Here is a 13,605-nt window from a genome sequence, read left to right as displayed (position 1 = left end):
CCCACTTCCATTGTCAAGTGTCGCGGCCCTCTGGCGGAAGGCCCGCAGGGCCCGCTGTGGATAACACCCGGGGGTCTGGCCGGGACCGGCCGAATTGTGGGTAACTAGCGTCCGGGCAGATTCGTTGGGATGGTCGATGAGACGTTTCGCACGCAGACACTTGGCGCTTCGGGGGCTCCCGGCCGCGGTCGCGGCCATCGCCGTGGCGGCGACCGGCACCGTCGCCGGCGGCGCGGCGTACGTCGTGACCTCTCAGCCCAGAACCGGCCAGTCCGAAACCGGCCGGGCCACGCCGGGACGCACGCCCGCGGCGGCGGCGCGTCCCACCACCGTCGTGCCCGCGTCCGAGCAGCCGTCCGCGCTCAAGCACGTCGTCCCGCCGGACTTCCTCATCATCTCCGGGCAGCCCGTGAGCAAGCGGCAGTTGGCCAAAGTGTCCAAGCTCGCGCACGTACGCGACGTCATCACCGTCGACGCCGGCGCGATACGTCTGCAGGGCGGCCAGGCCAACATGTTCGCCGTCGACCCGGCTCGTTTCCGTGCCTGGACACCGCTCGACACCGCCATCGACGACGCGCTGTGGACCGCGCTGGGCCGTGACCAGTTCGTCGTCTCCGACGACGTGCAGCGGCAGCTCGGGCTCCGCTCCGGCATGCAGTACGCGATCCAGGGCCGCACCCAGCTCATGGCGACGATGGGCGGGGCCGGGTCGCTCGGCCTGCCCGGCATCAACGTGCTCGTCGGGCGGACGGCCGGGCGCAGGATCGGCCTGGTTCCCGACATCGGGTTGCTCGTCAACGCGCCCGGTGCCGACCTCGACACGCTGCAGTCCGGGTTGCGGCGTGCGGTCGGCGCGCAGAGTCAGATCATCAACCTGCACGAGAAGCAGTACCAGCCGAAGGCGAGCAAGAAGAGCGGCCGCCCGACCAGCTACCTGCAGCTGTACCAGCAGGCCGCGGGCACCTGCCCGGGCCTGTCGTGGACCGTGCTCGCGGCCATCGGCCAGATCGAGAGCGACCACGGGCGCAACGTCGGGCCCTCCAGCGCCGGAGCGCTCGGGCCCATGCAGTTCATGCCGGCCACCTGGCGCTCGTACGGCGTGGACGGCGACGGTGACGGCAAGGCCGACATCATGGACCCCTTCGACGCCGTGCCCGCGGCCGCCAAGTACCTGTGCGCGAGCGGCGCCGGGCGCGGCTCGCTGTCCAAGGCGATCTGGGCCTACAACCACTCGCAGGCGTACGTGAACGCGGTCCTGTCCCTCGCCCACTCCTACGCGCGTCGTTTCTCGTGAGCCCCGGAGCGGGTACGCGCGCGCGGCTGGTTTGATGGAGACATGGCCTACGACGCGTTGCTCCTGCTGTCCTTCGGCGGTCCCGAGGGGCCGGACGAGGTGATGCCGTTCCTGGAGAACGTCACGCGTGGCCGTGGCGTGCCGCGCGCGCGGCTGGAGGCCGTGGCCGAGCACTACCACCACTTCGGCGGCGTCAGCCCGATCAACCAGCAGTGCCGCGACCTGAAGGCCGCGATCGAGGCCGACCTCACCGGCCATGGGCTCGACGTGCCGGTCTACTGGGGCAACCGCAACTGGCGGCCGTTCCTCGCCGACACGCTGCGCGAGATGAAGGCCGACGGCGTACGGCGGGCGGCCGCGTTCGTCACCTCCGCCTACAGCGGTTACTCCTGCTGCCGGCAGTACCTGGAGGACATCGAGCGGGCCCGGGCCGAGGTCGAGGGCGCGCCCGAGATCGACAAGCTGCGGATCTACTTCAACCACCCCGGCTTCGTCGAGCCGGTGATCGAGAACGCCCGCGCCGCGTACGAGCGGATCCCCGAGGACCTGCGCGACGAGGTGTCCCTGGTCTTCACCGCCCACAGCGTCCCGATGGCCCAGCCCGGCCGGGAGGCCTACGTCGAGGAGCTGAACGACGTGTCCGCCCTCGTCGCGGCCTCGGTCGCGGCCGACCGGCCGTGGGCGTTGGTGTACCAGAGCCGCAGCGGGCCGCCCACCGTGCCCTGGCTCGAACCCGACGTCGGCGACCACCTGGAGAAGCTCCGCGCCGGCGGCACGCGCGCCGCGGTGATCGTGCCCATCGGCTTCGTCTCCGACCACATGGAGGTCAAGTTCGACCTCGACGTCGAGGCCGCCGAGCTGGCCGAGCGCATCGGGCTGCGGATCGAGCGGGCCGCCACCGCCGGCACCCATCCGCGGTTCGTCGCGATGGTCCGCGAGCTCCTCCTCGAACGCGACGGCGCCGAACGCCCGGCGCTTGGGACGCTGGGACCCCGTCCGGACACCTGCGCCGAGACCTGCTGCCGCAGGCCGGCGTGACCACGCGGACGAACACGTACGACGGGCCATCAGGGGGAGACGTGCACGACCTGCTCGAACTCGCGATCACCACGGCCGGCGCCGCGGGCACCATGCTCATCGACAAGCGCCCGGCCGACCTCCGCGTCGCGCACACCAAGTCGAGTCCGACCGACGTGGTCACCGAGATGGACCAGGCGGCCGAGCGGCTCATCATCGACCGGATCCGCGCCTCGCGTCCCGCCGACGCCTTCCTCGGCGAGGAGGGCGGCGCCAAGGACGGCGCCAGCGGCGTGCGCTGGATCATCGATCCGATCGACGGCACCGTCAACTACCTGTACGGCCTGCCCGACTGGGCGGTGAGCATCGCGGCCGAGGTCGACGGCGAGGTCGTGGCCGGGGTCGTCGCCGTACCGACGCGCGGCGAGCTCTACACCGCGGCGCGTGGTGAGGGCGCCTACCTCGTCCGCCGCGACGGCTCGACCGAGAAGCTCCAGTGCAACGCGGGGGTGCCGCTGGAACGCGCGCTCATCGCGACCGGCTTCGGCTACTCCGCGCAGCGTCGCGCCCACCAGGCCGAGGTGATGCTCGGCGTGCTGCCACGCGTACGCGACATCCGGCGGGCCGGCTCGGCCGCCGTCGACCTGTGCTCGGTGGCCGCCGGGCGCGTCGACGGCTACTTCGAACGCGGCCCGCACGAGTGGGACATCGCCGCCGGCGGGCTGATCGTACGGGAGGCGGGCGGCGCCATCGGCGGCCTGAACGGCCGGCCCGCGAGCGTGGAGCTGACCCTCTCGGCCGGGCCCGGCCTGTACGAGGCACTGCACGACCTGCTCGTCCCGCTGGCGCCCGAGCGCGACTGAGCCGGGCGCGGATCACGACGAGAGCGGCCCCGCGATCACGCGGGGCCGCTCCTGTTCGTCGATCAGTACGCCCGACGGCGTCCCTTCACTGCGGGACCGTCGTTGGATGACCGTTCGCCGTGACTGTCTCCGTCTCGCCCTTCGCGGTGCCTCAGGCGCAGCGCGGAACGTCGATGCCGTGGCTGGCGGCGGTGCGGTGAAGATCGTCGATCTCGGCGCGCTGGGCCTCGACCAGAAGATCGTCGCCGGTGTCGTGGGCCGCTCGTAGCGACTCGTACGCGTCGTTCAGACGCTGGTGGATCGTCGTCGACAACTCGCCCACACGGTCTCCCTTCAAAAAAGAGGTGAAGAGCGGTCTACCCACGTCGCGGTCGCCGCTAAACCTGCGAATACCCTGGGCATGCTTATCGGACACTTACGCCGGGTGTGACATAACAGATACCGCCGCCTCCAGCGCGCGGCTGTCCAAGGGGGTGGATACAGGTGAGAGTCCTGGTCGTCGAGGACGAACGCGTGCTCGCGGACACCATCGCCACCGGGCTGAGGCGTGAGGCGATGGCCGTGGACGTCGCGTACGACGGCGCCGCCGCGCTGGAGCGGACCAGTGTCAACGACTACGACGTGGTCGTGCTCGACCGCGACCTGCCGCGGGTGCACGGCGACGAGGTGTGCCGGCGCCTCGTGGCCGACGGCGCCAGCGCGCGCGTGCTCATGCTCACCGCCGCCGGGGAGCTCGACGACAAGGTCGAGGGGCTCACCATCGGCGCCGACGACTACCTGGCGAAGCCGTTCGCGTTCGCGGAGCTGATCGCCCGCATCCGCGCCCTCGGCCGCCGCTCCGCGCCGCCGCTGCCGCCCGTGCTCGAACGCGCGGACGTACGCCTCGATCCGGCGCGTCGCGTGGTCACCCGCGGGGGGCGGCCGATCGACCTGACGCCCAAGGAGTTCGCCGTCCTGGAGGTGCTGATGCGCGGGCAGGGGAGCGTGGTCAGCGCCGAGCACCTGCTGGAGAAGGCCTGGGACGAGAACATCGATCCGTTCACCAATGTCGTACGGGTGACGATGATGACGCTTCGCAAGAAACTCGGTGATCCGCAGGTCATCGAGACCGTGCCCGGCGCGGGGTACCGCCTTTGAGCCCCTCGCCGAACGCCGTGACCCGCCGGATGACGGTGCGTCTCCGGCTGACGTTGCTCTACGGCGGCCTGTTCTTCGCCGCCGGGTTCCTGCTGCTGACGGTCGCGTACGTGCTGGTGACCAACATCCTGGAAGGGCTGCCGATCGAGGTCCGCACCAACGACCCGTTCGGCATCTCCCAGCAGGAGCAGCAGGCGATCCGGCAGAGCTTCATCGACAACGCCCAGCACCGGCTCATCACGCAGTCCGCGTTCGCGCTGATCGGCGTGGGGCTCATCGCGCTGGCACTCGGCTGGTTCGTGGCGGACCGGGCGCTCGCCCCGCTGCAGCAGGTCACCGCGACCGCGCGCAAGCTGTCCGAGAGCACCCTGCACGAGCGCATCGCCCTGGAGGGCCCCGAAGACGAGATCAAGGAGCTGGCCGACACCTTCGACGCGATGCTGGAGCGTCTCAACGAGGCGTTCGACGCGCAACGCCGTTTCGTCGGCAACGCCTCCCACGAGCTGCGCACCCCGCTGGCGATCAACCGCACCCTGCTCGAGGTGGCGCTCACCGACCCGGAGGCCTCCGACGACCTGCGCACCGTGGGCCGTACGCTGCTCGCCAACAACGCGCGGCACGAGCGGCTGATCGAGGGTCTGCTCCTGCTGGCCCGCAGCGAGCGGGAGCTGACCACGCGCACCGCCGTCGACCTGAGCGACGTCGCCACGATGGTGCTGAAGACGGCCGTGCGCGAGGACCGGCCGGACGTCGAGATCATCACCGAGCTCACCTCCGGGCCCACCGTGGGAGACCCGGTCCTGCTCGAGCACCTCGTCTCGAACCTGATCGACAACGCGGTCCGCTACAACGCCGACGACGGCACGGTCGTCGTCCGCACCGGCGTGCTCGACGGCTGGGCCACCTGCCAGGTGGAGAACACCGGCCCGGTGGTGCCCGCGTACGAGGTGCAGAACCTCTTCGAGCCGTTCCGCCGCCTCAACACCGACCGGATCGAGTCGTCCAAGGGCGCCGGCCTGGGCCTGTCGATCGTCCGCTCGGTGGCCACCGCGCACGGTGGCACGGTGGTGGCGACGCCGCGCGAGGGCGGCGGCCTGATCGTGACCGTACGCCTGCCCAAGGCCTGAGGGCGTTCTCGGGTTTCAGGGCCCGTGACCGCGTGACGCCCCCCGAGTGGCACCACGCGGTCACGGGAGTACGGGGTCAGCCGGTGTAGGCGGCGAAGATCTTCGAGAACTCGTACGGCTGCTGAGAGATGTTCGTGCACTGGTAGAGCGCGCCGTTGCAGGCGTTACGGTCCCGGGTCTCCTCCCAGAACCCCAGCGTGCCGACGTGGTGCTGCTTGGCGAAGGACACGAGCTGCCGCGCGTCGTTCTGGTCGAAGACGCTGCCGTCGTCGTTCTTGCCGAGCATCGGCGTGACCCCGACCATCGCCCAGATCTGCGCGTCGGACTTCCCGGTGAAGATCGCCTTGAGCTGGTCGTGCGTGGCCTGGGCGGCCTGCGTCGCCGCGTCGCCGTCGTCGGTGCCGCTGCGGTAGTAGTCCATCGCCATGACGTTCACGGCGTCGGGACCGGCTCCGGCGTTCTTGGCCGAGGTCACGAGGTTGAGGCCATCGGCGGTGAGCCCCTCGGGAAGCACCGGCAGGGTGAGGGAGATCTTCAGGTTCGGGTGGGTCTGCTTGAGCCGCGCCAGCGCCTGCGAGCGCCGGGAGATCGACGCGGGGTCGGCCGTGGCGGCGCCCTCGATGTCGAAGTCGGCGTACTTCGCGCCGTACGCGTCCACGACCGCGGCGTACTCGGTGTAGAGCGAGTCGACGCTGGAGCAGGCCTGGGCGAGCTCGATCCCGGACGCGCCGCCGAAGGAGATCCGCACGTCACCGCCGGCCGAGCGGAGCGCGGCGATCTCGTCCTTCTGCCAGGCCGTACGCGGGTCATAGGCGTTGAACCAGCTGGCCTTGCAGCCCGCCCCGGTCACGAAGCCGAGGGTGAACCCCTTGATCCCGGACGCCTGCGACATCTGGCTGAGGGAGGGCGTGGGCCAGGAGCCCATGTCGACGTAGGGGGAGACGTACGGCCAGTTGGCCGTGGCGGCGGAGGCGGACGGAGCGACGGCGAGACCGGCCAGCAGCCCGGCGGGAAGGGCGATCGCGGCGAGCCTGGCGACGACGCCCTTGCCGAAGGCCGCGCGGGGACGGGACCTGCGCGAGAGCGCGAACCGGGTGACGGCGGACGAGGTGGTGGTGGAGGGGGTGGCGGCGGACTTGGCGAACAGGCGTCTCACGTCACACTCCTGGCGGGGAGAGGGATGGACGGGCCCCCGGAAAAGCTATTAGGAAGCTTTCCTATTGATTCCTATCGCGCCTTGACCGAGTGAGTCAAGCCGAACGCCCAGTGGGGGGCGGCCCCGCGGCCTGGCCGCGCGCCGGGTTCCCTCCCGCGCCGGCGGCAGTGAGGCGGCACCGGGTCACAATGGCGGTCGGGGATCGTGGCGGCCGAAGCACCGCAGCGGAACCCGGCCCGGCCAGGGATCGGGATGAAGGGAATCAGCGTTCGGTGAGCGCGCCGCCGCACGCATGCGCCGGGCGGCGCCGCCCGCTCGGTCGCGGCGGTGCCCTGCCTGCCGGACGATCCGTCGCTGCGGGTGTCGGGCCATTGCGAGGCCTGCGGGGAAGTCCATCAGACGGCCGGTGCCGACCGCCGTCGACGGTGATGCGTTCGACCACACGATCAGCGCCTACACCCCACCATGGCCACCCCGACCACCAGAGCCCACGCCTGAAAACTTCGCCGAAGCCCTCCCCGGGGCGGGCGGGGCATGTCCGGGGCACCGGCGGCGACCAAAGGGCCCCGTCTTGTTTCAGAGGCTTGTTCGGGGGTGGTACGGGCCGTGTCCGGGGCAGATCTCGTTGGGGCGGGCGTCTGCACCGGAGGCCGGGGATCGGCGGACGAACGCGGCTACCGCAGCACGTACCCCGGCTCGCAGGGGACGCGGCAACCGCGGGTCGTGGGCCCCGGAGGCCGGCTACTTGCGGGCCGTGGTCGTCAGGTTCGGGTAGCCGATCGAGTCCATTGTCATGCCCACGAACGCCTTCGTGTTGGCCACTCGGTACTGCGTGTGGGAGTACAGCGGGATCAGGGCCATGTCGTCCAGGGCGATCTTCTCCGCTGCCTGGAGCTGCTTCGCCCGCTGGCCCGCGTCGGCCGTGGAGCGGGCGGCCTTCATCGCGTTGTCGAAGGCCGGGCTGGTGTAGCGCGCGTAATTGCTGCCGCCCACCGACCCGTCGTCGCGGCGCTGGATCGAGTCGCTCGACAGCAGCGAGTACAGGAAGTTCTCCGCCGACGGGTAGTCGGCGACCCACGAGAACGGGTACAGGTCCTCGGCCTTGGCGCTCGCCTCGTCCTGGTAGAACTTCTTGATCGCGAGTTTCCGCAGCTTGACCTTCCAGCCCAGTTCCGACTCCAGCTGCTGCCGCACCAGCTCGGCGAGCTGGGTGTAGGAGCTGCTGTCGCCGAGGGTCAGCGTCACCGACGAGCCGGGGCCCAGGCCCGCCTGCTCAGCCAGGGTCTTGGCCTTCCCCGGGTCGTGGACGCACGCCGTGCAGCCGTTGGTCAGCGCGCCCGGGATGGCCGGCGGCACCATCGAGGTCGCGACCGGATAGATCCCCTGGTAGGCGGTGGCGACGATCGCCTGGCGGTCCAGTGCGTACGACACCGCCTGGCGTGCCTCCTTGGACTTCATCGCGCCCTTGTCGCCGATCGGCAGCAGGAACGTCATGCCGCCGATCGCGCCCTTGACCAGTTCACCGTCGGAGGAGTGGCGGGCGACGGCGGCCGGGATGGACGCCGACTGCAGTTCCGCCCAGTCGTACTGGCCGGCGTCGAAGCCGCTCAGCGCCGCGCTGAGGTCGGAGACGAAGGTGGCGTCGACCCGGTCGAGCCTGGGCTTGGTGAACGCGTACGCGTCGTTCCGTACGAGGGTGAGACGCGCGCCGGGCGTGTAGCCGCTGATCTTGAAGGGACCGTTCCCGACCGGCATCCGGTTGTAGCCGTCGTTGGACGCGTCGCCGGCCGCCGACGGCATCGGGGCGAAGACCGGGGCCGCGACCCGCTTCTCGAAGTCGCAGTCCGGCTTGGTCAGCGTCACCTGGAGCGAGTTCCCGCTCGCCGTGACGCCCGACATCGTCTGTGCCTTGCCCGAGAGCACGTCGTCGTAGCCCTGGACGTCGTCCATCAGGTAGCCCTCGCCGCCGGTCTTGTTGCGGGCGGTGCGGTTCCAGCTCCGGGCGAAGGCGGCGGCGTCGACGGGCTCGCCGTTGCTGAACGTCGTGCCGGCGCGGACGGTGAACCGCCACTGCTCGCACGTCGGATCGGCGGTGACCTGGGTGGCGAGCGCTCGGGCGGTCGAGCCGTCCGGCCTGATCCGGCTCAGCCCGGTGTAGAGGTTCTCCACCACGAAGAAGTCGGCCGTGGTGATGGCGTTCGACGGGTCGATGTACTCCGGCGCCGCCAGCGCCATTCGGAACGTTCCGCCGGCCTTCCCGGCCGTCGTGGGCGTGGGGTTCGGCCGGTGACCGCCGTCGGCGAGCTGGACCGCCGCGAACGTGCCGGCCGCCGCGAGCAGGACCAGCGCGGCGGCCGCGCCGGCCAGCACTCCGGGCCGGGTCCGGCGGCGCGGGCCGCCCCCAGGGTCGGGATGACTCCCGGACGGACGATCAGCGGGCTGCGTGTCGGCGTTCTGCCCGTACGGCGGCGGCGTGTTGACCCCCGATCCGTACGGCGGCGGGGTGTTCGGACCCGGTCCGTACGGCGGCGGCGTGTTGGCGCCCGGTCCGTACGGCGGCGGCGTGTCCCGGCCAGGCGGGTACCCGCCGGGCTGGTACGCGGCGTACGGCCCGGCCGGCGGTGTCCACGGCGGCGGGTCGGTGTTCTGGGCCGCGACCTGCGCGCCCTGGTTGAGGACCTCGGTGGCGGGCGCCGGGTGGGCGCCCGGGAGCGAGACGCCGTCGTTGCTGAGCAGCCGGAGCAGCACCTGCTGGGCGGTCGGCCGCCGCCGCGGGTCCTTGGCCAGGCACGATGCCACGACCTCGCGCAGCGGGCCCATGAGCATGCCGAGCGCCGGCTCCTGGTGGACGATCCGGTTCATCACGGCCGGAATGGAGTCCTGGCCGAACGGGGGGCTGCCCGTCGCGGCGTACACGATCGTGCCGGCCCAGGCGAACACGTCGGTGGGCGGCCCGGCGACCTCGCCGGCGATCTGCTCGGGCGACATGTACGACGGCGTGCCCACGGTCGTGCTCGTCAGCGTGCCGCCGGCGTCCAGGGCGCGCGCGATGCCGAAGTCGATCACTCGCGGGCCGTCCTCCGCGAGCAGGACGTTCGTCGGCTTGAAGTCGCGGTGGACCACGCCGGCCTCGTGAATGGCCGCGAGCGCGGTCGCCGTGCCGATCGCCAGCCGCTGCAGCACGCCGCCCGTCCGCGGGCCGTGCTCGTCCACGACCTCGCGCAGCGACGGGCCCTCGATGTACTCGCTCACCAGGTACGGGGTGTCACCCTCGACGTCGGAGTCGATGATGCGCGCCGTGCAGAAAGGCGCGACCCGCTTGGCGTTGGCCAGTTCCGCGGCGAACCTGGCCCGCGCCTTCACATCGCCGCTGAACTGCGCGTGCAGGAGCTTGACGGCCACCTGCTCGCCGTCCGGGTCCTCCGCGAGGTAGACGGTCCCCTGACCGCCCTCTCCGATCCGCCCGGTCAGGCGGTAGGAGCCGAGCCGCTCAGGGTCGTTCACCCGGAGAGGAGCGATCTCCGGCATGGGCGTCCCTCCCGCGGGTCACTGCTTGGTGAGCGTCCCGTTCGCGAACGAGGTTCCGAGTTCGGTCTTGCTGATCTGCCAGTTCATGGAGGAGCCGTTCAGCGTCATCGTCACGTATGAGGACGTCGGGCAGGTGCCGCCGGACTGGTTGAACAGGGTCTGGCTGAAGACGACCTTGGTGTCGGTCGAGCTGTCGGGCTCCTCGAACATCGAACCGGAGCAGTTGCCGTAGTCGGCCTTGCCGATCCGCGAGTCGGAGTTCAGCGTGATCGTGATGTTGAACGGCCGCTTGTCCGCGCCGGAGTCGGTGTTGGTCCCGGTGCCCTTCCACGTGCCGACGTACGTGTCGGGCACGCCGTAGTGCGACGGGCTGTAGGTCGGCAGGGTGGACAGGTCGTGCTTGGTCTTGGACAGGAAGCCGGCGGCGAGCGCGATCGGCAGGCCCACGACGAGCAGCAGGAACACCACGCAGCCGATGCCGATGAAGATCGGGACGTTCTTGTTCTTGCGCTGTGGCGGCGGGGGTGTGAACTGCGGCGGCATCGGCCGCTGCTGCTGCTGCCACGGCGGCGGAGTCTGCGGCCCCGGCATCATCATCGGCGGGTTCGGCGTCGCCGGCCCCGGCATCATCGGGGGCGGCGTGTTCACCATCGGCGGCGGCGGTGGCGTGTGGATGATCGGCGGCGGAGGCGGCAGCTCGGCCGCGACCTGGGTGCCCTTGTCCAGCAGGTCCGCGCGGTCGGCCGAGGGACCGGGCGTCGCGCCGACCTGACCGAGGAGGCGCAGCAGGAGCTGGTGCGCGGCCGGCCTGCGCCGGGGGTTCTTGTCCAGCGCCGCGCCGACCAGCTCGCGCATGGTGCCGGTGAGGCGGGAGAGGTCCGGCTCCTCGTTGAGGATCCGGTTGATGATCACCGGCAGGGTCTCGGCCTCGAACGGCGAGTGGCCGGTCGCGGCGAACATCATGGTGGCGCCCCAGGCGAAGATGTCCACGGCGGCCGTCAGAGGCTCGCCCGTGAGCTGCTCGGGCGCGAGGTAACCGGGCGTCCCGACCACCATTCCGGTGGCGGTGACGGAGCTCTGCTGGGAGTTGACCGAGCGTGCGATGCCGAAGTCCACGACCCGGGGGCCGTCGGAGGCGAGGAGCACGTTGTTGGGCTTGAAGTCGCGGTGGACGATGCCGGCCTCGTGGATCGCGGCGAGCGCGGTCGCGGTGCCGATCGCGAGGCGTTCGAGGGCGGCGCCGCGGAAGGCACCCTCCTGCAGGACCACGTCGTACAGCGGAGGGCCGTCGATGAACTCGCTGATGATGTACGGCGGCCGGCCGTCGAGATTGGAGTCCAGGACCTGGGCGGTACAGAAGGGTGACACCTTCTGTGCCGATTCGACCTCGCGAGCGAACCTCGTACGGGCAGACGAGTCGGCGTTCATCTGCTCGTGCAGAAGCTTGATCGCGACATGGTCACCGGAGGGCGACCGGCCGAGATAGACGGCCCCCTGGCCACCCGCTCCGAGCCTTCCGACGACTTGGTACTGCCCCAGCGAGGTCGGATCGCCCGGCTCCAGGGGAGCGGCATCCGGCATGTGTGACCCCCTCCAACAACCCTTATTCTTTGCACCCGCCAGGTCTATCCCGGCGGGAACGATATCGCGTTACCTGTGACGCACGTCGTGCTTATCCGGTTCATGGTTGTGAGGAGGTGACTTGTCGCCCGCCTGCTGCTGTGATGTCGGACACATCGGACATCCCCGGCGCGGGTGCGGGAAGACGCCGTGTGACGCGACGTGGCTTGCGTGTAGCAGGGCAAATCCCGTGACAGAATTTCCCGCCCGGATCGGGCACAAGATGGGCTTCCCAAGCGTTAGACCCGCGCGACGGGGCGCATAACTATGGACCGAGGGGGATGGAGATAGAAGATGGCCACCGACTACGACAGTCCACGTAAGACCGACGACGACCTCAGCGAGGACAGCCTGCAGGAGCTGCAGGCCCGCCGGGCTGACAAGAGCACCGGTGTCATCGATGAGGATCTCGACGCCGGTGAGGTCACCGAACTGCCGGGCGCCGACCTTTCGAACGAGGAGCTCAGCCTTCGCGTTCTGCCTCGGCAGGCCGATGAGTTCACGTGCGCGCGCTGCTTCCTCGTGCACCACCGCAGCCAACTGGCCGAGGAGAAGAACGGCCAGTTGATCTGCCGTGAGTGCGCGGCCTGAGGCCGGGAGCGGTGGTGTCGGAAGAACCGGAGAGGGAGGTCGCCCGCTGGGGGGACGGAGACGACCGGCTCGGCCATGAGATGGCGGAGCTGGTCGGCCGGTTGTCCGCCGAGGACGACATGGACCGCGAGACCCGCGGCCGCCTGCTCGGACGTTTCGCGCGCCTGCTGGCCGCGAGCGCGCGCCGAGCCGGGGCCGCGGGCGTCGGACGGGGACGCTGGCTCACCGACACCTTCATGGAGATCGCTCCCCATGTCCCCGTGCGCGATCTCGAGACGCTGAGCCGCCACCACGACGGCCTGCGGGGCGAGGCCCTGGCCGACTCGCTCGTACGCGCGGCGCAGCGCGCCACGACCGGTGTGGGCGCCGCGGGCGGAGCGCTCGCCGCGATCCAGTTCACCGCGCCTCCGCTACTGCTGACCGCCCCGGCGCAGATCCTGGCCGAGACCGTGGTCGTCGGGACGATCGAGGTCAAGCTGATCGCGGAGCTGCACGAGGTCTACGGCGTACAGGTTCCCGGCAGCGGCACCGCGCGCGGCATGGTCTTCCTGCAGCTGTGGGCGGGGCAGCGAGGATTCGACCCCCTGCAGCCGGGCAGCGTGACGGCCGCCCTCGGCGTGGCGGCAAAGGCCGGGCTGCGCAAACGCCTGCTCCGGACCTTCGGCCGTCACTTCACGACTTTGGGTCCGTTTCTTACCGGGGCCGTCGCGGGTGGGGCGCTCAACAACGCGGCGACCAGGCGGCTGGCCGAGAAGGTCCGCGACGACCTGCGGGGCCAGCACGTCGAGGAGCTCCGCCGTCCGCCGTCCATCGAGGGCGGCGGCTGACCCGCCCTGCTCAGGCGGGCCCCGCCTTCCGTCGCACTCACGGTCCGGTGCGGCGTGCCGGATCAGGAACCGGCGTTCTTGACCTTGTCGGCGGCGCTTCGCAGAGCGGCGGGCAGCTCACCCGTGCTGCTGTGCCAGCGCTTGGCCGCGGCGCGCGTCGCCAGCAGCCGCGCGACCTCCATGCCGACGCCGGTGACGACGGCCCACCCGATCGCCTCCGCCAGCGCGACCTCCGGCGACTCGGGGTTGGTCGGCGGCTCCTTGCCGGTGATCTGCTTCCAGCCGATCGTGATCGTCTTCCGCGCCACGAAGCCCGCGCCGAAAGCCGCCGCGCCGGCCAGCAGCCGCCAGCCCAGATCGCCTTTGTCCGCCATACCCGTCCCTCTCAGTGTTCCACCGGCCGGTGCCGGCTTCGAGCCTCTCACAGACGATCAACATAATGACG

Annotated in this window: 12 protein-coding genes; 7 read left to right on the top strand and 5 right to left on the bottom strand. The window is 70.9% G+C overall.

What is annotated here, in order from left to right:
* Window positions 1–136 precede the first annotated feature (136 nt).
* From ACQEV1_RS38435 to ACQEV1_RS38425, 3 genes are read left to right on the top strand one after another with little or no spacing between them, the layout of a single operon-like run.
* Entirely contained in the window at window positions 137–1,294 is a 1,158-nt protein-coding gene (locus ACQEV1_RS38435) for a lytic transglycosylase domain-containing protein (protein ID WP_433401138.1), read from the top strand.
* Between the two features lie 42 nt (window positions 1,295–1,336).
* Window positions 1,337–2,332: a ferrochelatase gene (locus ACQEV1_RS38430; protein WP_433401135.1), complete on the top strand. Its 996-nt coding sequence runs from the start codon at window positions 1,337–1,339 to the stop codon at window positions 2,330–2,332.
* Complete coding sequence (locus ACQEV1_RS38425; protein ID WP_285581629.1) at window positions 2,329–3,174, top strand: inositol monophosphatase family protein; 846 nt, start codon at window positions 2,329–2,331, stop codon at window positions 3,172–3,174. The genes ACQEV1_RS38430 and ACQEV1_RS38425 overlap by 4 nt, the downstream gene beginning before the upstream one ends.
* Before the next feature lie 151 nt (window positions 3,175–3,325).
* Here the strand turns inward: ACQEV1_RS38425 and ACQEV1_RS38420 are convergent, their stop codons facing one another.
* Window positions 3,326–3,496 carry a hypothetical protein gene (locus ACQEV1_RS38420; RefSeq protein WP_285581632.1) on the bottom strand — a complete coding sequence of 57 codons (171 nt, stop codon included), beginning with the start codon at window positions 3,494–3,496 and terminating at the stop codon, window positions 3,326–3,328.
* A gap of 161 nt (window positions 3,497–3,657) precedes the next feature.
* Here ACQEV1_RS38420 and ACQEV1_RS38415 point away from each other — a divergent pair, with 161 nt between their 5' ends.
* Together ACQEV1_RS38415 and ACQEV1_RS38410 are read left to right on the top strand one after the other, a co-directional pair.
* Entirely contained in the window at window positions 3,658–4,311 is a 654-nt protein-coding gene (locus ACQEV1_RS38415; RefSeq protein ID WP_285628594.1) for a response regulator transcription factor, read from the top strand.
* A 29-nt stretch (window positions 4,312–4,340) separates the two neighbouring features.
* Window positions 4,341–5,438 carry a sensor histidine kinase gene (locus ACQEV1_RS38410; RefSeq protein ID WP_433401130.1) on the top strand — a complete coding sequence of 366 codons (1,098 nt, stop codon included), beginning with the start codon at window positions 4,341–4,343 and terminating at the stop codon, window positions 5,436–5,438.
* A gap of 76 nt (window positions 5,439–5,514) precedes the next feature.
* On the opposite strand, the gene ACQEV1_RS38405 is transcribed toward ACQEV1_RS38410, so the two are convergent.
* The 3 genes from ACQEV1_RS38405 to ACQEV1_RS38395 all read right to left on the bottom strand — a co-directional run bounded on the left by ACQEV1_RS38405 (window position 5,515) and on the right by ACQEV1_RS38395 (window position 11,703).
* A complete protein-coding gene (locus ACQEV1_RS38405; RefSeq protein WP_433401127.1) occupies window positions 5,515–6,594 on the bottom strand; it encodes a chitinase in 1,080 nt (359 codons plus the stop codon).
* 741 nt (window positions 6,595–7,335) lie between these two features.
* Window positions 7,336–10,122, bottom strand: coding sequence for an ABC transporter substrate-binding protein (locus ACQEV1_RS38400; RefSeq protein ID WP_433401124.1), 2,787 nt, complete (start codon window positions 10,120–10,122; stop codon window positions 7,336–7,338).
* A gap of 18 nt (window positions 10,123–10,140) precedes the next feature.
* A complete protein-coding gene (locus ACQEV1_RS38395) occupies window positions 10,141–11,703 on the bottom strand; it encodes a serine/threonine protein kinase (RefSeq protein WP_285628605.1) in 1,563 nt (520 codons plus the stop codon).
* A 333-nt stretch (window positions 11,704–12,036) separates the two neighbouring features.
* Between ACQEV1_RS38395 and ACQEV1_RS38390 the strand changes: the two genes are divergently transcribed.
* Both ACQEV1_RS38390 and ACQEV1_RS38385 read left to right on the top strand, forming a co-directional pair.
* Window positions 12,037–12,333 carry a DUF4193 domain-containing protein gene (locus ACQEV1_RS38390; RefSeq protein ID WP_252778476.1) on the top strand — a complete coding sequence of 99 codons (297 nt, stop codon included), beginning with the start codon at window positions 12,037–12,039 and terminating at the stop codon, window positions 12,331–12,333.
* Between the two features lie 14 nt (window positions 12,334–12,347).
* Window positions 12,348–13,160, top strand: coding sequence for a hypothetical protein (locus tag ACQEV1_RS38385; protein ID WP_432705618.1), 813 nt, complete (start codon window positions 12,348–12,350; stop codon window positions 13,158–13,160).
* 62 nt (window positions 13,161–13,222) lie between these two features.
* On the opposite strand, the gene ACQEV1_RS38380 is transcribed toward ACQEV1_RS38385, so the two are convergent.
* Window positions 13,223–13,534 carry a DUF4235 domain-containing protein gene (locus ACQEV1_RS38380; RefSeq protein ID WP_285581644.1) on the bottom strand — a complete coding sequence of 104 codons (312 nt, stop codon included), beginning with the start codon at window positions 13,532–13,534 and terminating at the stop codon, window positions 13,223–13,225.
* Window positions 13,535–13,605 lie beyond the last annotated feature (71 nt).

This window comes from Actinoallomurus sp. CA-142502 (assembly GCF_050936355.1).
GTDB lineage: Bacteria > Actinomycetota > Actinomycetes > Streptosporangiales > Streptosporangiaceae > Actinoallomurus > Actinoallomurus iriomotensis.
Note: the sequence above shows the minus strand (reverse complement) of the source record. Positions and strands in the feature narration are given on the sequence as shown.